18 protein-coding genes are annotated in these 18,245 nt (G+C 71.9%); 7 read left to right on the forward strand and 11 right to left on the reverse strand.

Annotated elements, in window-relative coordinates; all coding sequences use genetic code 11:
• Positions 1 to 7 precede the first annotated feature (7 nt).
• The 3 genes from RV986_RS02825 to RV986_RS02835 are packed head-to-tail and all read left to right on the forward strand — an operon-like array spanning position 8 to position 2,365.
• On the forward strand, positions 8 to 481 hold the full coding sequence (locus RV986_RS02825; RefSeq protein WP_475915845.1) for a nuclear transport factor 2 family protein: 474 nt from the start codon (positions 8 to 10) through the stop codon (positions 479 to 481).
• Positions 478 to 1,578 (forward strand): acyl-CoA dehydrogenase family protein, encoded by a 1,101-nt coding sequence (locus RV986_RS02830; RefSeq protein WP_475915846.1) that lies wholly within the window; start codon positions 478 to 480, stop codon positions 1,576 to 1,578. The genes RV986_RS02825 and RV986_RS02830 overlap by 4 nt, the downstream gene beginning before the upstream one ends.
• Positions 1,579 to 1,582: 4 nt before the next feature.
• Positions 1,583 to 2,365, forward strand: a complete 783-nt coding sequence (locus RV986_RS02835) for an acyl-CoA dehydrogenase family protein (protein ID WP_475915847.1) — start codon at positions 1,583 to 1,585, stop codon at positions 2,363 to 2,365.
• 22 nt (positions 2,366 to 2,387) lie between these two features.
• On the opposite strand, the gene RV986_RS02840 is transcribed toward RV986_RS02835, so the two are convergent.
• Positions 2,388 to 3,908, reverse strand: coding sequence for a carboxylesterase/lipase family protein (locus RV986_RS02840; RefSeq protein ID WP_475915848.1), 1,521 nt, complete (start codon positions 3,906 to 3,908; stop codon positions 2,388 to 2,390).
• A gap of 26 nt (positions 3,909 to 3,934) precedes the next feature.
• Positions 3,935 to 4,741: an enoyl-CoA hydratase gene (locus tag RV986_RS02845; RefSeq protein WP_475915849.1), complete on the reverse strand. Its 807-nt coding sequence runs from the start codon at positions 4,739 to 4,741 to the stop codon at positions 3,935 to 3,937.
• Positions 4,742 to 4,818: 77 nt separating this feature from the next.
• On the opposite strand from RV986_RS02845, the gene RV986_RS02850 reads away from it, so the two are divergent.
• Positions 4,819 to 5,823 (forward strand): TIGR03617 family F420-dependent LLM class oxidoreductase, encoded by a 1,005-nt coding sequence (locus RV986_RS02850; protein ID WP_475915850.1) that lies wholly within the window; start codon positions 4,819 to 4,821, stop codon positions 5,821 to 5,823.
• Positions 5,824 to 5,896: 73 nt separating this feature from the next.
• On the forward strand, positions 5,897 to 6,709 hold the full coding sequence (locus RV986_RS02855; protein ID WP_475915851.1) for an acyl-CoA thioesterase: 813 nt from the start codon (positions 5,897 to 5,899) through the stop codon (positions 6,707 to 6,709).
• A gap of 21 nt (positions 6,710 to 6,730) precedes the next feature.
• On the opposite strand, the gene RV986_RS02860 is transcribed toward RV986_RS02855, so the two are convergent.
• From RV986_RS02860 to RV986_RS02870, 3 genes are read right to left on the reverse strand one after another with little or no spacing between them, the layout of a single operon-like run.
• A complete protein-coding gene (locus tag RV986_RS02860; protein ID WP_475915852.1) occupies positions 6,731 to 7,339 on the reverse strand; it encodes a hypothetical protein in 609 nt (202 codons plus the stop codon).
• 31 nt (positions 7,340 to 7,370) lie between these two features.
• Positions 7,371 to 8,522 carry a thiolase family protein gene (locus RV986_RS02865; protein WP_475915853.1) on the reverse strand — a complete coding sequence of 384 codons (1,152 nt, stop codon included), beginning with the start codon at positions 8,520 to 8,522 and terminating at the stop codon, positions 7,371 to 7,373.
• Complete coding sequence (locus tag RV986_RS02870) at positions 8,515 to 9,942, reverse strand: class I adenylate-forming enzyme family protein (protein WP_475915854.1); 1,428 nt, start codon at positions 9,940 to 9,942, stop codon at positions 8,515 to 8,517. The genes RV986_RS02865 and RV986_RS02870 overlap by 8 nt, the downstream gene beginning before the upstream one ends.
• 54 nt (positions 9,943 to 9,996) lie before the next feature.
• Here RV986_RS02870 and RV986_RS02875 point away from each other — a divergent pair, with 54 nt between their 5' ends.
• Both RV986_RS02875 and RV986_RS02880 read left to right on the forward strand, forming a co-directional pair.
• Positions 9,997 to 10,758 (forward strand): SDR family NAD(P)-dependent oxidoreductase, encoded by a 762-nt coding sequence (locus RV986_RS02875; protein ID WP_382036717.1) that lies wholly within the window; start codon positions 9,997 to 9,999, stop codon positions 10,756 to 10,758.
• 14 nt (positions 10,759 to 10,772) lie between these two features.
• The gene (locus RV986_RS02880) at positions 10,773 to 11,519 is read left to right on the forward strand and encodes an SDR family NAD(P)-dependent oxidoreductase (protein WP_475915855.1); all 747 of its coding nucleotides are present in this window, start codon (positions 10,773 to 10,775) and stop codon (positions 11,517 to 11,519) included.
• A gap of 60 nt (positions 11,520 to 11,579) precedes the next feature.
• Here RV986_RS02880 and RV986_RS02885 read toward each other — a convergent pair whose 3' ends face one another.
• From RV986_RS02885 to RV986_RS02910, 6 genes are read right to left on the reverse strand one after another with little or no spacing between them, the layout of a single operon-like run.
• Positions 11,580 to 12,632 carry a CaiB/BaiF CoA transferase family protein gene (locus tag RV986_RS02885; protein WP_475915856.1) on the reverse strand — a complete coding sequence of 351 codons (1,053 nt, stop codon included), beginning with the start codon at positions 12,630 to 12,632 and terminating at the stop codon, positions 11,580 to 11,582.
• Positions 12,629 to 13,585: a TIGR03564 family F420-dependent LLM class oxidoreductase gene (locus tag RV986_RS02890; RefSeq protein WP_475915857.1), complete on the reverse strand. Its 957-nt coding sequence runs from the start codon at positions 13,583 to 13,585 to the stop codon at positions 12,629 to 12,631. Before RV986_RS02890 ends, RV986_RS02885 begins: the two co-directional genes overlap by 4 nt.
• A 35-nt stretch (positions 13,586 to 13,620) precedes the next feature.
• On the reverse strand, positions 13,621 to 14,034 hold the full coding sequence (locus RV986_RS02895; RefSeq protein WP_475915858.1) for a cobalamin B12-binding domain-containing protein: 414 nt from the start codon (positions 14,032 to 14,034) through the stop codon (positions 13,621 to 13,623).
• A complete protein-coding gene (locus RV986_RS02900; RefSeq protein ID WP_475915859.1) occupies positions 14,034 to 15,638 on the reverse strand; it encodes a methylmalonyl-CoA mutase family protein in 1,605 nt (534 codons plus the stop codon). The genes RV986_RS02895 and RV986_RS02900 overlap by 1 nt, the downstream gene beginning before the upstream one ends.
• The gene (locus tag RV986_RS02905) at positions 15,635 to 17,062 is read right to left on the reverse strand and encodes a FadD3 family acyl-CoA ligase (protein WP_475915860.1); all 1,428 of its coding nucleotides are present in this window, start codon (positions 17,060 to 17,062) and stop codon (positions 15,635 to 15,637) included. Before RV986_RS02905 ends, RV986_RS02900 begins: the two co-directional genes overlap by 4 nt.
• The gene (locus RV986_RS02910) at positions 17,059 to 18,237 is read right to left on the reverse strand and encodes an amidohydrolase family protein (protein WP_475915861.1); all 1,179 of its coding nucleotides are present in this window, start codon (positions 18,235 to 18,237) and stop codon (positions 17,059 to 17,061) included. Before RV986_RS02910 ends, RV986_RS02905 begins: the two co-directional genes overlap by 4 nt.
• Between the last annotated feature and the right edge of the window lie 8 nt (positions 18,238 to 18,245).

Genomic DNA, 18,245 nt, shown 5'->3' on the forward strand with positions numbered 1-18,245 from the left:
CAGGTCCTTGTCCACTGACGACCTGATGGAGATTCAGCAGCTGCTGGGCCGCTACGCGGTGCACATGACCCGGGGCGACATCGACGGCGTGCTCGCGGTCTTCACCCCCGACGGCACCTACAGCGCCTTCGGGGACACCTATGGCCTCGACGAGTTCCCGGCCCTGGTCGCCGCCGCTCCCCAGGGCCTGTTCCTGGTCGGCACGGCCGTGGTCGAACTCCCCGCGGACGGAGACCAGGGCAGGGACCCGGACGGAGAACAGGACGGAGACCGGGACGGGGTCGGGAACACCGCGACCGGCACCCAGCCGCTCTGCTTCATCGATCACGCCACCCACGCCATGCGGATCGGCTACTACAACGACACCTATCTGCGGACCACCGAGGGCTGGCGGCTGCGGACCCGGGCGATGACGTTCATCCGCCGCAGCGGAGCACACGACTCGGGCCGCCCGCACGCGTTCGAACGCCCCGGCGCATGAACGTCACGGAGTTCCGGTCGGGTCTGCGCGGCTGGCTCGACGCGCACGACCTGTCCCCCGGGCCCGACCACTCCCTCGACGGCCAGGTCGCGCAGCTGGCCCGGGTCCGGCGCGCCCTCCACGAGGCGGACTGGATGCGGTACGGCTGGCCCGCCGAGGTGGGGGGTCTCGGCGGGCCGGCCGTACTGCGGGCGGTGCTCGGCGAGGAGGTCGCGACCAGGGGCCTGGCCGAGCCCGGCATCTACTCGATGATCGAGGTGCTCGCCCCGACGATGATCTCCTACGCCCGTCCGGAGCTGGCGGCGGAGATGGTCCCGCTGCTGCTCGGCGGCCGGGAGCAGTGGTGCCAGGGCTTCTCCGAACCCGGCTCCGGCAGCGACCTCGCCTCCCTCACCACCCGTGCCGTCCCCAGGGGCGAGGACTGGGTGGTCACCGGCCAGAAGGTCTGGACGAGCCTCGCGCAGTACGCGGCCCGCTGTGTCCTGCTCACCCGGACCGCGCCGGGCCACCACGGGATCACCGCGTTCTTCGTCGACATGGACACCCCCGGCATCACCGTACGGCCGCTGCGCACCATGCACGGTGTGGACGAGTTCGCCGAGGTGTTCTTCGACGACGTGGTCGTCCCCGACCAGCGGATGCTCGGCCGCCCCGGCGACGGCTGGCGGCTGGCGATGGACCTGCTGCCGCACGAGCGCTCCACCTGCTTCTGGCACCGCGTCGCCCACCTCTACACCCGGCTCGACCGGCTGCTCGCGGACCGGGCCGAACCGGACGACGCCGGGGACGACCTGGCCCTCGGCGCCGCCTATCTGGCGCTGCACACCGTGCGCTGCCGCTCCCACGGCACCCAGCGGCGGCTGGCGGAGGGCGCCCGGCTCGGCCCGGAGACCTCCGTCGACAAGGTGCTGCTGGCCACCGCCGAGCAGCACCTCTTCGACACGGCCCGGGACCTGCTGCCCGGCGTGCTGGAACTGACGGACACGCCGTGGCGGGAGGAGTACCTCTACTCGCGGGCGGCGACCATCTACGGCGGCACCGCCGAGATCCAGCGCAACATCATCGCCCGCCGGCTGCTGGACCTGGGAAGGGACTGACACCATGGACGCCGCCGAGCGGGACCTGCTGGCCGAGACGCTCCGCAAGACGATGACGGCGGCGTCGGGCGGCGCCCTCGACACCGCCCTGGCCGACCTGGGCTGGTCCGATCTGCTGACCGAAGTGCCCGACGTCGCGATCCCGTCGGCCTTCCGGCTGCTCGGCGAGACCGGCGCCCACGCGCCGTTGCTGAACGACGTCCTGCTGCACGCGGCGGGTCGTGCCGTCGGGGGCACGCTGCCGCTGCCGTACACGGGCGGCGCGTGGGTCGTGTGGGAACGCACGGACGAGCCGGGCGGCACGCTGGACGGGGAGCTGCCGCTGCGCACGGTCCCGGCCGGTGACCCCGTGCCGCTCGCGGCGGGGCGCCGGGCGCTCGGCTGGTGGCTGCTGGGCACCGGCAGGGCGATGCTCGCGCTCGCCCGCTCGCACGTGCTCGACCGGACCCAGTTCGGCCGCCCGCTGGCCTCCTTCCAGGCCGTACGGCACCGGCTCGCCGAGACCCTCGTCGCGCTCGACGGCGCCGAGGCGACCCTCGTGACCGCCGAGGACGACCTCGGCTGTCTGCTGGCCAAGGCGGCGGCCGGACAGGCCGCGCTGACAGCCGCCCGGCACTGTCAGCAGGTCCTGGGCGGGATCGGTTTCACCGCCGAGCACGACCTGCACCGGCACGTCCGACGCGCTCTGGTCCTGGACGGACTACTGGGCAGCGCGCGGGAGTTGACGCGGGAGGCCGGGGCGCTGGTACGGGAGGGCGGTTCGGCTCCGCGACTCGCTCAGCTGTGACGCCCGCCCGTGAGGCCGTCGGTCAGCCGTGCCGATCGCCCGCGAGGTCGTCCAGGCGCCACCAGGTCCCCGACTGCCACTCCCGGCCGTCCCAGGCGGCGCGTCGGGCCGCACGGGGGTCGTCGACCGTGTGCGCCCCGGCCGCGCCGAACACCATGGTGGTGCGCCGGGCGGTGTCGTAGGCGGGCCAGTCCGGCAGGCCGTCGGCGGTGGGGACGCCCGTCGTGACGAAGGCTCCGAAGGCGTCGTGGAGCCGCTGGTTCACTCCTGGGCCGCCGAGCCAGACGGCGGTGCCGTCCATGCCGTGCATCGCGGGCAGGTCCCCGGAGGGGGCGACGGCGGGCGGGAGGCCGGTCAGGGGCACGTCGTACCGTGAGCGCCACACGGGGGCGTGCGCGGACTGTGCGTCGGCGAGGCGGGTCGTAGGGATGCCGTACCGTTCGTCGGTCATGACATCGACGTGCAACTGGACCCGGTCCTGGGACAGTTCGGGCCGGGCCGCCGTGTACGCGGCGAGGATCCCCTCACGTGCGGCGGCGCCGAAGTACTCCTCCAGTACGCGATCCGTCTGCCCGGCCGCGTCGGGTGCCAGCAGCTGATAAAGGGCGCATTCGTTGACGCAGGTCTGGGCCAGCAGCGCGATGCCCGCGGCCGCGCCCGCCGCGATGGCGTCCAGCGGCCTGGCGGTGAGGGCGAGTCCGTCGAGGGACGGTCGCCACAGCCAGGTGGCCCGCACCCCCTCGCCCACCGCCGTCTGCGCGTCGAGGATCTCCTCGGCGCTCACCTTCCGGAGGTGCTGCGCCCCGGCTCCCAGCGCGCGCAGGAACCGCCGGGTCACGGCGGCGTCCTGGTCCCGGTCGGCGACGTGATCCGCCCCGCCGCTGGACGAGGCGGCCCGGTGGATCATGCCCCGGGTGAGGGGTGAAGCCAGCAGATTGGCGACGGACTTGGCCCCCGCGGACAGGCCGTAGAGCGTGATCCGGTCCGGGTCGCCGCCGAACCCGGCGATGTTCGCGCGCACCCAGCGCAGCGCGGCTGTCTGGTCGTGCAGGCCGAAAGCGCCGGAGTGCTTCTCATCCTCCAGGGCGAGGAACCCCAGCGCGCCCAGCCGGTAGTTGAACGTCACCACGACCACACCGTGGCGGCGCGCGAAGGCCCGGCCGTCCCCGGCGATGTCGCTTGCGGTGCCGACCTGGTAACCGCCGCCGTGGATCCACAGGAGGACGGGCAGGCCCTCCGCGTCGGCCGGCGCCGTCACATTGACGTACAGGCAGTCCTCCGACGGTGCGGGCAGCACCGGCACGTCGGTCGACCGCGCGCCCGCCATGCCGGCCGGCATCACCATCGGCGGCTGCAGGGCGGGCGCCCCGTACGCGGTGGCGTCGCGCACCCCGCTCCAGGGCTCGGCCGGCCGCGGCAGCCGCAGACGCAGCGGGCCCACGGGCGGGGCCGCGTAGGGGATGCCCCGCCAGGCGAGGACGCCCTCGTCGAGCTCGGCACCCCGCACCTTGCCGCCGACGGTCTCCACGACGTACGCCGTCATACCCTCCGTACCCTCCTGCCGTGCCGTCAGGACCGGTTCTGCGAGCGGCCCCGCGCGGTGACGTCGGCGCGCCGGGCGGCGACCTCACTCGTCCCCGGCTGCCAGGTCTCGGCCATGTATCCCTCGATGAGGTGGGCCTCGTCGAGAGTGGCGGCGTTGGCCAGTTGACGGTAATGCCGCAGCAGCCGACGGACGCCTCGCTGGTCGTTGTCGACGATGTCGGCGGCCAGCTTACGGGTGAAGGGGAGCAACTCGTCGTGCGGGACGACGTGGTTGACGAGTCCGAGGCCGAGGGCCTCCTCGGCGGTGAGGAAGTTGCCGGTGAGGGACATCTCGACGGCCCGTCGGTGCCCGATGGACCGGGCGAGGAGCACGGTCATGCCGCCGCCCGGCATGATGCCGAGGCGGGCGTGGGTGTCGGCGAACCGGGCCCGTTCGGACGCCACCAGGAACGTGCACTGCAGGGCCACTTCGAGGCCGCCCGTCACGGCGACGCCGTTGACGGCCCCGATGACGGGCTTGCCGATCAACGGCAGGAAGCGGAAGAGGCCGTTGGTGTCGCGCTCGGGCCCTTGACCGGGCGCCCGGGGGATCACGGTGGGGGGCGACTCCCCCGACACCTCCTTGAGGTCCACCCCGGCACAGAACGCGGGATCCGCGCCGGTCAGGACGACGGCATCGACGTCGAGTGCCTTCCCGGCGGCGGTGACCGCGTCCCACAGCGCGAAGGTGACCTCCCGGCTGAGCGCGTTGCGCGCCTCGGGCCGGTTGAGCGTCACCGTGGCGATCCGCTCCTCGACGTCGACAAGGACGACAGGTTCCCGCCCGGCCAATGTGCCACCTCCACCTCAAAAAGCCTCACGGCTACAAGAACCTCGTTCTCAGAATGTGCATACCTTACTATCGTCACATGAAAATCGACGGTACGGTCCGTGGGTTGTCGGACGCCGCGGACCGAGCCCGCACCCTTGAGGACCACGGCTACGACGCCGCCTGGGCGGGAGAGGTCAATCAGGACCCCTTCCTCCCCCTGGCCGTCGCCGCCGGGGCGACCGACCGCATCGCCCTGGGCACCTCGATCGCGGTCGCACTCGCCCGCTCCCCGATGACCCTCGCCCACACCGCAGACGACCTCCAACGGCACAGCCGCGGCCGGTTCGTGCTCGGCCTCGGTTCGCAGGTCAAGGCCCATGTCGTACGCCGGTTCTCGATGCCCTGGGGCAAACCGGCCGCGCAGATGCGTGAGTACGTCCTCGCCCTGCGCTCGATCTGGTCGTCGTGGCACGACGGCACTCCGCTGGACTTCCAGGGCGAGCACTACCGCCACACGCTCATGCCCCCGGACTTCGTCCCGCCCCCGCACGACTTCGGGCCGCCCCGCGTACTGCTCGCGGGCGTCGGCGATCTGATGACCCGGGCCGCGGGCGAGGTCGCGGACGGGTTTCTCTGCCACGGCTACACCACCGCCCGCTGGATCCGCGAACGGACGCTGCCCGCCCTGCGTGAGGGACGTGCCCGCGTGGGCGCCTCCCTGGACGGCTTCGAGGTGCTGGGCACCCCGTTCATCGTGACGGGCACCGACAAGGAGATCGAGACCACCTTCCCGGTGCTCCGTGGCCGTATCGCCTTCTACGCGTCCACCCCGGCGTACCGCGGTGTCTTCGAACTGCACGGGTGGGGTGGCACGAGCGAGGAGCTGACCGCGCTGTCCAAGGCGGGGCGGTGGCAGGACATGGCGGGGCTGATCACCGACGAGATGGTCGACGCGTTCGCGCTGGTAGCCGCCCCGGACGAGCTGCCCGCCCGGGTCGCGGAACGCTTCGGCGGGCTGCTGACCCGTCTGTCGTTCACTCCGCCGCCCAGCCTCGACCGCGAAGCCGCCATGGACCTCGTCGCCCGTCTGCGCGCCTGCTGAACCGCGCCGCACCTCAGCCCACCTCATCTCACCGCATCTCACCGCATCTCACCGATCCGCACCGGGAGTGTCCGTGACCGACCTCTGGAACGACCTGCTCAGCTGCCTGGAGCTGCGCGCCGACGCATCGGCCCCCGAGTCCGTCACGGGCTTCGAGGGGGACAACCAGCACCTCACCTACCACCGGCTGTTCGGCGGGCAGTTGCTGGCGCAGTTCGTCCGGGCGGCCGCCCTCAGCTGCCCTGACAAGACCGTCAAGTCCCTGCACGCGCTCTTCCCGCGCGAGGGCCGCAGCGACGAGCCCGTCCGCTACGAGGTGACGCGCCACCGCGAAGGCGGCACGTTCGCGACGCTGACGATCGTCGCCCGGCAGACCCCCGGTGTCATCGCCACCGCCTCGGTGTCGATGCACGCCCAGGAGGACGGGCTCGACCAGCAGACCGAGTTCGAGATGCCCTCCGTGCCCGGCCCGGAGCACGACGTGGAACTCGGCCTGATTCCCTGGACGACCCGGTCGACCGCCGACCTGGACTCCCCGAAGGCGGAGCCGGCCGAGTACGACCTGTGGATGCGCACGCCGGAGGTCGCCCCGGAACTCGCCCCGGCGCTCATCGCGTACGCGACCGACCTGACCCTCATCGGCACCTCCGTGCGCCGTCTGGAGGATCTCTCCCAGCGGGACGCGCACACGGCGTTCACCTCGGCCGTCACCTCGCACACCCTCTGGTTCCACCGGCCGCCGCGCACCGAGGACTGGCTGCTGCTGCACCAGCACAGCCCGCTGCTGGCGCACGGCCGCTGCTTCGGCCGGGGCGACGTCCTGACCGAGGACGGCACCCTCGTCGCCTCGTACGCCCAGGAGGCGCTGCTCCGCTTCCGCGGCTGACCCGGCCCGCCGCGCGCGGGTTCACCTCACGTGCGCGGCGACCTCGGTCATGAACCGCCGGTAGAGCGTCGGATCGCGGTGGTCGTGGAAGCGCAGCACGAACATCTCGACGCCCTTCGCGCGCTCGGCACGCAGTTGCTCCACCAGCTCGTCCGGGGTGCCGATCAGCGGGACGCCCCAGCCCGGCGCGGGCATGCGCCGGGCCACCGAGGCCGCGACGGACTGTCTGCCCGACGCCGATGCCGGTGCGGCCGAGGCGTCGACCAGACCCACCGCGTACTGGGCGGAGACGCGGGCCGCGCCGCGCAGCGGGGCGAGTTCGCCGAGGCGCTCGCGGGCGGAGGCGACGCAGCTCCACCAGTCGACGTGCTTGGCCACCAGGGGCATGGTCAGCTGCCGCCCGCCGCCCCCGATGGTGGCCGCGGCCGGCGCGGTGAGCAGCGTCCAGCCCTCGAACACGTCCGAGTCCATGGCCCCCGGCGTGACGAGGTGGTCCATCAGCCAGAAGTTGTCGATGCCCGCCTCGTCGGCGCGGGCCACGAGCGTCGTCATCGTGGAGATGTCGGCGCGGAACTGCGGGACGTACACGCCCCATCGGGGTGCCTCGCGCTCGATCGTGGTGGGCGTCACGGAGGCACCTCCGCCGGGGCGCGGTGTCATGTCAGGGCGCCGGGACCTCGATGACCGTCGCCGAGCCCATGCCGCCGCCCGCGCACAGGGCGGCCACCCCGATGCCGCCGCCGCGCCGGCGCAGTTCGTGGACGAGCGTGACCAGCATGCGCGCCCCGGTGGCGGCCACAGGGTGGCCGAGCGAGCAGCCGCTGCCGCTGAAGTTCACCGTGTCCGCGTCGAGTTCGAGCAGCCGTACGGCGGCGACCGGCACCGAGGCGAACGCCTCGTTGATCTCGAACAGGTCGACGTCGGCCAGGGAGAGGCCGGCGCGGGCGAGGGCCTTGGGGATCGCCTTCACCGGTGCCAGGCCCATCTCGGCGGGGTCGACGCCGACCGACGCCCAGGACCGTACGGTGCCCAGGACCGTCAGCCCCTCCCTGGCCGCCGTCGTGTCACTGGCGACGACCAGGGCGGCCGCGGCGTCGTTGGCGCCACCGGCGTTGCCCGCGGTGATGCTGAACCCCTCGATCTCGGGGTGCAGCGGCTTCAGCCTGGCCAGCTTCTCCGCGCTCGTGTCCCGGCGCGGGTGCTCGTCGACGGAGAAGAGGCCGTGGGGGGTCCCGATCGGGACGAGCTCCTCCTTGAAGCGGCCCTCGTCGATGGCCGCCACGGCGTTGCGGTGCGAGCGCAGCGCCCAGGCGTCCAGCTCGGCGCGGGTCAGGCCCGCCGCGACGGCCGTGTTCCAGCCCACGGTGATCGACATGTCCTTGTTGGGAGCGTCCGGCCGGTCGGGGTGTGTGGGCGACATCCACGGCTCCCACTCCCCGTTGACGCGGAAGAGCGCCTTCGGCGAGGTGGAGGCGGAGTTGACGCCGCCCGCGACGACGAGCTCGTCCATGCCCGCCATCACGCTCGCGGCGGCGCTCTGGACAGCGGCCATGCCCGCGGCGCAGTGCCGGTTGTTCGCCAGCCCCGCGACCGAGGTGAGCCCGGCGGTGACCGCGGCGTGCCGGGCCAGGACGCCGCCGCCGTAGAGCCCCTCGCCGAGGATCACGTCGTCGATCAGGGCCGGGTCGAGGCCTTCGGCCGCGGCGGTCACGATGTGGTGGGCCAGGTCGAACGCGGTCGTGTCGCGCAGGGTCCCCTTGACGGCGGTGCCGATGGGGGTGCGCAGGGCGGACACGAGGACTGCTTCAGGCATGGGTGGTCTCCAACTCGGCCAGGAGGGTGCGGCGCAGCAGTTTTCCGGTCTCGGTCTTGGGCAGTTCGGCACGGAACACGATGGTGTCCGGCGTCTTGGACGAGCGGAGCCGGTCCTTGACCCACTGCCGGATCTCGGCCGGGTCGCCCGCGCCGACCACGATGGCGACGATCCGCTGCCCCCACTCGGGGTCGGGCAGCCCGACGACGGCCGCCTCGACGATGCCGGGATGGGCGAGGAGTACGTCCTCGATCTCGGCCGGGGCGATGTTCTCGCCGCCGCGGATGATGGTGTCGTCGGCGCGCCCCTCGACGAAGAGGTAGCCCTCGGCGTCGAGCCGTCCCCGGTCCCGGGTGGCGAACCAGCCCTCCGCGTCCAGGGCGCTGCGGCCGCCGTACTCGCCGGAGATCTGCTCACCCCGTACGAAGACCAGTCCGGTCTCCCCCGGCAGGGCGGGCTCGTCCTCGTCCGTGCGGATCCGGATCTCGATTCCGGGCAGTGCCCGGCCCACCGAGCCGAGGCGGTCGCGTACCGCCGGGTCGTCCGACACGGACGCCTGCCAGTGGTCGTCCGGACCGAGGACCGCGATGGAGGAGGCGGTCTCGGTCAGGCCGTAGGCGTTGACGAAGCCGGTCTGCGGAAAGATGCGCAACGCCCGTTCCACGATGGGCTGAGGGGTGCGGGCACCGCCGTAGGCGAGGCTGCGCAGCAAAGGCGCTTCGGCGTCGTCGCCGGGGACCTCGGCGACGATCCGGGCGAGCATCGTCGGCACGACGAGGGCATGGCTGATCCGCTCCCGCCGTACCGTCTCCAGCCACTGCCTCGGGTCGAAGGCCTCCAGGTACACGATCCGGCGGCCGGAGTAGAGGTTCGTCAGCAGGTTCATCAGTCCCGCGACGTGGTAGGGCGGTACCGCCACCAGCGAGGCGTCGCCCTCCTCGGCCGACGCGAACTCCTGGGTGTTCAGCACATAGGCGAGCAGATGCCGGTGCCGGAGCACGGCCGCCTTGGGCTCGGCGGTCGTCCCGCTGGTGTAGAGCAGCACGGCGACGGAGTCCTGGTCCTGCGGCGGGTCCAGGTACTCCACGTCGGGCCGCTCGTCGAGGAGGGCGTCGAGGTCGTCGGCGCGCAGCACCGCCGCGTCCGGATGACGGGCCAGGAGGGCGTTCAACTGCTGCTCGCCGAGCCGGTAGTTGACCGGGACGAAGGGCACGCCCGCCAGCGCGGCTCCGAACAGGGCGACGGGGTAGGCGAGTTGGTTGGCGCCCAGGTACACGACGGCCTGATGGCGCCGGAAGCGGTGGGCGGCGGCATGGGCGCGGTGCAGCAGCTCGGCGGCGGTCAGCGAACGGCCGCCCGCCGTTATCACCGACCGATCGCCGGCCGAAGCCGCCATCTCAAGGATCATGGTGATATTCATGAGAATGCTATTCTCATATACATAGAGCCCTGCTTGCAAGAGAGGATAACCTTGATGCAGATCAGTGGGAGTTCCGCGGTCGTGGTCGGTGGCGCGGGGGGCCTGGGCGAGGCCACCGTCCGTCGCCTCCACGCGGCGGGAGCGAAGGTGGTCGTCGCCGACCTCGCCGACGAGAAGGGCAAGGCGCTCGAATCGGAGTTGGGGGTCCGTTACGTACGGACCGACGCCACCGACGAGAACGACGTCAAGGCGGCGATGGCCGAGGCCGAGGCGGCGGGACCGCTCAGGATCTCGGTGGACGCGCACGGCGGTCCGGCCAGCGGTGGCCGGCTCGTCGGCAAGGACGGCGAACCCCTGGACCTCGCGGGCTTCCGGAAGACCATCGACTTCTACCTCACGGCCGTCTTCAACGTGATGCGCCTGGCCGCCGCCGCCATCGCGCGGCAGGAGGCGGTCGACGGCGACCGGGGCGTCATCGTGAACACCGCGTCGATCGCGGCGTACGAGGGGCAGATCGGCCAGATCCCGTACGCCGCCGCCAAGGGCGGGGTGGTCGGCATGACCCTCGTCGCCGCCCGCGACCTCTCGCCGCTCGGCATCCGCGTCGTCACCATCGCGCCGGGCACCTTCCTGACCCCGGCCTACGGCGCCGCGGGCGACCAGCTGGAGGCCTACTGGGGGCCCAAGGTCCCGCATCCCAAGCGCATGGGCCGCTCGCCGGAGTACGCGGCTCTCGTGGAGCACATCTGCGAGAACGACTATCTCAACGGCGAGGTCATCCGCCTCGACGGCGCTCTCCGGTTCCCGCCGAAGTGAACGGCCGGCCGAACGTGAGCGGAGAGCTGAAGGGGAAGGTGGCGTTCGTCGCCGGGGCGAGCCGGGGCATCGGCCGGAACATCGCGCAGGGACTCGCGCAGGCCGGAGCCGCCGTCGCGGTCGCCGCGCGCTCCGAGAAGGAGGGCCGGGTCCCCGGCACGATCCACGCCGTCGCCGAACAGATCACCCAGGCCGGAGGCCGTGCGCTCGCGGTCCCCTGCGACGTGACCTCCGAGGAGTCGGTCGAGGCCGCCGTGGCCGCGACCGTCGCGGAGTTCGGCGGGATCGACATCCTGATCGCCAACGCCGGGGTCATGTGGCTCGGCCCGGTCGAGTCCACCCCGCTCAAGCGCTGGCAGCTGTGCCTGGACGTCAACCTCACCGGGGTCTTCCTCGTCACCAAGGCCGTCGTCCCGCACATCAGGGCGCGCGGCGGCGGCTCCATGGTGGCGGTGACGACCAGCGGCGTCGGCATGACCGACAAGGGCGCCAACGCCTACTGGGTCTCCAAGGCGGGCGTCGAACGCCTCTATCTGGGGCTCGCGTCCACTCTCAGGTCCGACAACATCGCGGTCAACTGCCTCGCCCCCTCCCGGGTCGTCGTCACCGAGGGCTGGCAGGCCGGGGGCGGCGGACGCGAGATCCCGCCGGACATGGTCGAACCCCCGGAGGCGATGGCGCAGGCCGCCGTGCTGCTGGCCGGCCTGGACGCCGGCGGGGTCACCGGCACCGTCCAGCGGTCGGAGGCCGTGCGGGTCTGAACGAGGCCCGCACGGACGAGGTCCCGGGAGCCAGGCTCCCGGGACCTCATGGTGTGACGACTACGAGCCGTGCTCGCCCAACCGGGGCGGCGGCCCGTAGTGCGGCTCGTAGCCCGCCACCCGGACCGGACCGCGTACCAGCCGGAAGTCCCCGGCCGACACGATCGCCTCCGGCGTCGCCGCCAGCGCCTGCGGCAACGTCCGTACGGCCGCCGCCGGTACGCCCAGGGGGCGCAGCCGGGATTCCCAGCCGGCCGCGGTGTCGGTGGCCAGGGACGTGGTCACGACGTCGAGGACCTCCTCGCGGCGCGCCGCGCGTTCGGCCATCGTCGGGAAGCCCTCGATGCCCGCCTCCGTGGCGAAGGACTTCCAGAAGCTGTCGTGGGTGATGAAGAGGGCCAGGTGGCCGTCGGCCGTGGGGAAGAGCTGCGCCGGTACGTAGTAGGAGTGCGCGCCGAGCGGCAGACGACGCGGCTCGACCCCCTCGTTGAGGTAGGCCGACGCGCGGTAGTTGAGCTGGGAGAGCATCACGTCCCGCAATGAGACCTCCACTTGGCCGCCGCGCCCGGAGACGATCTGCGCGAGCAGGCCGAGGGCGGCGGTCAGGCCGGAGGAGTTGTCGGCGGAGGAGTAGCCCGGCAGCGTCGGGGGTCCGTCCGGGTCGCCGGTGAGCGCGGCGACACCCGTGGCCGCCTGGACGACGTAGTCGAAGGCCGGGGCGTCACCGGCGTCGAGGCCGAAGCCGGTGAGCGCGACGCAGACGATCCGTTCGTTCCACTTCTTCAACGCCTCGTAGGTGAGCCCGAGCCGGTGGATCGCCGACGGTTTGAGATTGACCAGCAACGCGTGTGCGTCGGCGACGAGTTCGCCCAGCCGGGCCTGACCGTCCGCCGTGGTGAGATCGAAGCGGACACTGCGCTTGCCCCGGTTGAGGCTGGCGAAGTAGGCGTCGCTCACCTGCCGGGAGATGTCCCCGCCCGGCGGCTCGATCTTGATGACCTCGGCGCCCAGGTCGGCGAGCATCATCGTGGCGTACGGTCCCGCCAGCATATGGCCGACCTCCAGGACCCGGATGCCGGACAGCGGGCCGGGGACCGTACCGCCGGAGGTCATCGGAAGGCCGCCGCGATCCCGGCGAGCACCTCGCGGGTCCGGTGCTTGGAGGCGATCAGTTCCTCGCGGCCCTCGCCGATCGGCAGCAGCCGTACCGACAGGTCGGTGACCCCCGCGTCGGCGAAGCGCCGGAACCGGGCCGCGACGGCCGCCTCGTCACCGGCCGCGCACAGGTCGCCGATGTCCCGGGCGTCGCCGTAGTCCAGCACCCGCTGGTAGTTGGGCGAGATCTCGGCCTCCCCGAGGATCCGGTTGGCCCGCTCGCGCGCCGCGTCGACCTCGGAGGGGCGGCACAGGCAGACCGGGATGCCCGCGACGATCCGCGGCGCCGGACGCCCCGCGCCGTCCGCCGCCTTGGTGATGCGGGGTACGACATGGTCGGCGACCGCGCGCTCGTCGGCCATCCACAGGACCGTACCGTCGGCCCGCTCCCCCGCGAGCGCCAGCATGACCGGGCCGAGCGCGGCGAGCAGCACCGGCAGCGGGGCCACCGGGCCGAGGTCGAGCGGGTTGTGCACCGTGAACGTGCCGTTCTCCACGTCGACGGGCCCCGGGCCGTGCAGCGCCGCGTCCAGGACGTCCAGGTAGTCGCGGGTGAAGCCGGCGGGCCGCTCGTAGGGCAGCCCCAGCATGTCCCGGATGATCCAGTGGTGGGAGGGTCCGAGGCCCAGCGCGAGCCGCCCGCTCGCGGCGGCCTGCGCGGACAGCGCCTGACGCGCGAGCGCGATCGGGTGCTGCGCCTGGAGCGGTACGACCGCGGTTCCGATCTCGATCCGCTCGGTCCGTGCGCCCATGAGGGCCACGGCCGTCAACGCGTCGAAGTCCGTGGGTATCTGCGGCACCCAGGCGGTGTCCAGGCCCGCCTGCTCCGCCCATGTCACGTCGTCGATCATCCGCGCGACCTTGCGCGCGGAGTCCCCGCGCTCCGGCCCGATCATCACACCGACCCGCACAGTGCCTCCCAGTTCGCGATGTTCCGATATTCCAGTCAGGGCCTCACGGGCGAGGCGGGAAGGACCGCCGTCAGAGCGCGCACCTCCGCCACGATGGCGTCGAGGGGCGTGCCGGTCGGGAAGACCGCCGCCGCGCCCGCCGCCTTCATACGGGGCACGTCGGCCAGCGGGATGGTGCCGCCGACGACGACGGTGATGTCGTCGGCCCCGGCGGCCCGCAGCCCCGCCACGACCCGTGTCGTCAGCGCCAGATGCGCGCCGGAGAGAATGCTGAGGCCGACCACGGCCACGTCCTCCTGCAGCGCGGTCGCCACGATGGTGTCGACGCGCTGGCGGATGCCGGTGAAGACCACCTCGAACCCGGCGTCGCGCAGCGTCCGCGCGACGATCTTGGCCCCGCGGTCATGGCCGTCCAGGCCGGGTTTGGCGATGAGCACACGGGTCGACATCAGAACACCACCGGTTGCCGGAATTCGCCCCAGACCGCCTTGAGGGCGGCGACCATCTCGCCGACCGTGCAGTAGGCCTTGGCGCAGTCGATGAGCAGGGGCATGAGGTTGTCGGTGCCCTCGGCGGCCCGGGCGAGGGCGGCGAGGCGGTCCCGTACGGCCGCGGCGTCGCGGGTGGCCTTGACGTCGGCGAGCCGCTTCAGCTGCCGGTCGCGGCCCTCCCCGTCCAGTTCGTACGTCTCCAGTTGGGGCGGCGGCTCGGGCGTGGCGAAGCGGTTGACGCCGACCACCGGCCGGGTGCCCGCCTCGACCTCCTGGTGGAGGCGGTAGGCCTCGTCGGCGATGAGGCCCTGGAGGTAGCCGTCCTCGATCGCCCGGACCATCCCCCCGTGGTGTTCCAGGTCCGCCATGATCTCGACGATGCGTTCCTCGGTGGCGTCCGTGAGGGCTTCCACGAAGTACGAGCCGCCGAGCGGGTCGGCGACCCTGGCGACGCCCGTCTCGTGGGCGAGGATCTGCTGGGTGCGCAGGGCGAGCGTCGCCGACTCCTCGCTGGGCAGCGCGAACGGCTCGTCCCAGGCCGCCGTGAACATCGACTGCACGCCCCCCAGCACCGAGGCCATCGCCTCGTACGCCACCCGGACCGTGTTGTTCTGCGCCTGCGGCGCGTACAGGGAGGCCCCGCCCGCCACACAGCCGAAGCGGAACATCGAGGCCTTGTCGCTGCTCGCCCCGTACCGCTCGCGGACGATGGTCGCCCAACGGCGGCGTCCGGCACGGTACTTGGCGATCTCCTCGAAGAAGTCGCCGTGGGTGTAGAAGAAGAAGGAGATCTGCGGGGCGAACTGGTCGATGGTCATGCGGCCGCGTGCCAGCACCGTGTCGCAGTAGGTGACACCGTCGGCGAGCGTGAACGCCATCTCCTGCACGGCGTTGGCGCCGGCGTCGCGGAAGTGCGCGCCCGCCACCGAGATCGCGTTGAACCGCGGCACCTCGGCCGCGCAGAACTCGATGGTGTCGGCGATCAGCCGCAGCGACGGGTCCGGTGGCCAGATCCAGGTGCCCCGTGAGGCGTACTCCTTGAGGATGTCGTTCTGGATGGTCCCGGTGAGCTTCGCCCGGGGCACCCCGCTGCGCTCGGCGGCGGCCACGTAGAAGGCCAGCAGGATCGCCGCCGTGCCGTTGATGGTGAAACTGGTGCTGATCCGGTCCAGGGGGATGTCCTCGAACAGCACCTCGGCGTCGGCGAGGGTGTCGAGGGCGACACCGACCCGGCCGACCTCCTCGCTCACCTCGGGGTCGTCGGAGTCGTAGCCGCACTGGGTGGGCAGGTCGAGCGCCACGGACAGTCCGGTACCGCCCTGTTCGAGGAGATAGCGGTAGCGCCGGTTGGACTCCTCGGCGGTGCCGAAGCCCGAGTACTGGCGCAGCGTCCACAGCCGCCCCCGGTAGCCGGCAAAGTAGTTGCCCCGGGTGAAGGGGAAATGCCCCGGCGCGGGCGGCTCGACGGCCCGGTCCTCCGGTCCGTAGACCGCCTTGAGAGGTATGCCGGAGGCGGTGTGGGAGAAGTCGTCCTTCTCCGGCGGCTTCTCTGGAAGCGTCATCGCAGTTGGTCCTTCATCACCTTGCCGGTGGCGTTCAGCGGCAGCTCTTCTAGGAACTCCACATACCTGGGCACTTTGAACCCGGCCATCCGCTTCCGGCTCCAGGCGATCAGCTCGTCCGCCGAGAGGGAGTCCCGGCGCACGACGAAGGCCTTGCCCACCTGGCCGAGCCGCTCGTCGGGGACGCCGATGACGGCGGCCTGCGCGACGGCCGGATGCTCCATCAGGAAACCCTCGATCTCGGCCGGGTAGGCGTTGAAGCCGCCCACGATGAACATGTCCTTCTTGCGGCCGACGATCCGCAAATGGCCCCGGTCGTCGAGCGTCCCGAGGTCCCCGGTGCGCAGCCAGCCGTCCGGGTCGACGGCCTCGGCGGTCGCGGCCGGGTCGTCGAGGTAGCCGCGCATGACGCTGTACCCGCGCACCAGGACCTCTCCGTCGTCCGCGATCCGGACCTCGACGCCGTCGCAGGGGGTGCCGACGGTCGTCGCGATGTCCTCGAAGGAGTCGCCCGGCCGCGAGGCCGTGGCCGTGCCCGCCTCGGTCAGGCCGTAGCCCGTCATGACCGTCCGGAAGGGCAGGTCGGTCACGATCCTGCGGACGAGGTCCACCGGGATGTCGGCGGCCCCGGTGACGGCCACCCGCAGCGAGGACAGGTCGCGGTCGCCCTGTGCGGCCAGCAGCGAGTGGTAGAGGGTGGGCGGGCCCGGCAGGACCGTCACCTTCTCGCGCTCGACCAGTTCGAGGACCCGGTCCACGTCGAAGACCGGCACCGGGAGGATGGTCGCGCCCCGGATCAGGGACGTGATGCAGCCCGCCTTGTAGCCGAAGATGTGGAAGAACGGGTTGACGATCAGATAGCGGTCGCCCTCCCTGAGGTCCGCCAGGTCGCACCACTCCGCGTACAGCCGGAGCGTCTGGGCGTGCGTCATCAGCACACCCTTGGGCCGCCCGGTGGTCCCCGAGGTGAACACGATGTCGCACACGTCGTCGCCGCTCACCTCGGCCTCGTACGGTGAACCGCTCGCGAGGAAGCCCGACTTGATGTCGATCACGGGCACCCCGGGCGGTGCCTCGAAGTCCAGGCCGAGGAATCCCTCCTCGACCAGGACGACCTTGGCTCCGCTGCGGCGGATGATGTCGCCCGCCTCGTCCGCCTTGAACCGGGTGTTGACCGGGACCAGCACCCCGCCGGCGGTCAGCAGCCCGAAGGCCGCGATGATCCACTCGGCGGAGTTGGGCGCCCAGATCGCCGCCCGGTCGCCCCTGCCGACACCGGCCGCCGCGAACGCTCCCGCGGCGGTGCGCACGCGGTCGGCCAACTCCGAGAAGGTGAGGCGGAGTTGACCGTCCACGACCGCTTCGGCGTCACCGAAGCGGTCGGCTGCGCCGAGCACCATCCGCGGGATGGTCTCCCATTTCATACGCCGATCAACCGGGACAGGTTGCCGCCCATGATCATGGCCTGGTCGGCCTCCTTCATGCCCTGGATCGCGTCGATGTAGGTGACCGGGTCGGCCAGGCCCTCGGGGTGGGGGTAGTCGGAGCCGAACAGCACCCGCTCGACGCCGATGATCCCGGCCAGCTCGGACATGTCCTCCTCCCAGAACGGGCTGATGTGGATCCGGTTCTTGACCTCTTCGACCGGGTCGCCCAGGAAGCCCTGCGGCTGCTTCTTGTAGACGTCGGTCAGTTGGTCGAGGAGCGGCACCAGCCAGGAGGATCCGTTCTCGATGACCGAGACCTTGAGCTCGGGGAACCGGAACAGCGCGCCGTGGCAGACCCAGGAGGCCACGGAGTCGGTGACCGGGCGCCATTCGCCCAGCATCCGGAAGGTCTGCGCCTGGAACGGCGTCATCTCCTGGCTCTTGCCCTCCCAGTCGCTCGAATACCGGGAGTAGCCGCTGTCGGAGGAGTGCATCGACACCAGCACCCCCGCCTCCTCGACCCGCTTCCAGAAGGGGTCGAACTCCGGCAGCGCGAAGGACCGCGAGCCACCGAACCCGGGGACCGGGGCGGGCCGCACCAGGATCGACCGCGCTCCGCGCTCCAGGCACCACTCCAGCTCGGCGATCGCCTTGTCCAGGATCGGCAGGCTGATCACCGGCGTGGTGAAGATCCGGTCCTTGTAGTTGAACTTCCAGGTGTCGTACAGCCACTGGTTGAGCGAGTGGACGACCGCGTGGATCAGCTCCGGGTCGTCCCGCATCCGCTCCTCGATCAGGCTGGCCAGAGTCGGGAAGTTCAGCGCCTGCTGGATCCCCATCTCGTCCATGAGCTCCAGGCGCGGCCCGGGCTCACGGAACGCGGGGATCGACTTCATCGGCTCGCCGAACAGCTCCCGGTGCGTCTTGCCCTCCGGATTGCCCTCCCGGAAGTACTGCTCCCACGCCCCCGGCCGGGCGACCACCGAGAACGTGGGGTTGGGGATGTAGTCGCTGATCCGGCCACGGATCGCGATCTTCGTACGGCCCTTCACCTGCACGTACTGAATCGCGCTCTCGTACTGCTTCGGCAGGTACCGGGTGAGGGCGTCCTCCGTCTCGTAGAGGTGGTTGTCGGCGTCGAACAAGGGGTACGGCAACACGCGCGACGGCATGAGATCCT

Source organism: Streptomyces sp. RLA012, from assembly GCF_056270325.1.

Bases quoted from the DNA above. Each gene is read 5' to 3' on its own strand.
- RV986_RS02830 (WP_475915846.1), top strand. From the start codon at position 478: ATGAACGTCACGGAGTTCCGGTCGGGTCTGCGCGGCTGGCTCGACGCG.
- RV986_RS02835 (WP_475915847.1), top strand. From the start codon at position 1,583: ATGGACGCCGCCGAGCGGGACCTGCTGGCCGAGACGCTCCGCAAGACG.
- RV986_RS02840 (WP_475915848.1), bottom strand. From the start codon at position 3,908: ATGACGGCGTACGTCGTGGAGACCGTCGGCGGCAAGGTGCGGGGTGCC.
- RV986_RS02850 (WP_475915850.1), top strand. From the start codon at position 4,819: ATGAAAATCGACGGTACGGTCCGTGGGTTGTCGGACGCCGCGGACCGA.
- RV986_RS02865 (WP_475915853.1), bottom strand. From the start codon at position 8,522: ATGCCTGAAGCAGTCCTCGTGTCCGCCCTGCGCACCCCCATCGGCACC.
- RV986_RS02870 (WP_475915854.1), bottom strand. From the start codon at position 9,942: ATGAATATCACCATGATCCTTGAGATGGCGGCTTCGGCCGGCGATCGG.
- RV986_RS02875 (WP_382036717.1), top strand. From the start codon at position 9,997: ATGCAGATCAGTGGGAGTTCCGCGGTCGTGGTCGGTGGCGCGGGGGGC.
- RV986_RS02885 (WP_475915856.1), bottom strand. From the start codon at position 12,632: ATGACCTCCGGCGGTACGGTCCCCGGCCCGCTGTCCGGCATCCGGGTC.
- RV986_RS02895 (WP_475915858.1), bottom strand. From the start codon at position 14,034: ATGTCGACCCGTGTGCTCATCGCCAAACCCGGCCTGGACGGCCATGAC.
- RV986_RS02900 (WP_475915859.1), bottom strand. From the start codon at position 15,638: ATGACGCTTCCAGAGAAGCCGCCGGAGAAGGACGACTTCTCCCACACC.
- RV986_RS02905 (WP_475915860.1), bottom strand. From the start codon at position 17,062: ATGAAATGGGAGACCATCCCGCGGATGGTGCTCGGCGCAGCCGACCGC.
- RV986_RS02910 (WP_475915861.1), bottom strand. From the start codon at position 18,237: ATGCCGTCGCGCGTGTTGCCGTACCCCTTGTTCGACGCCGACAACCAC.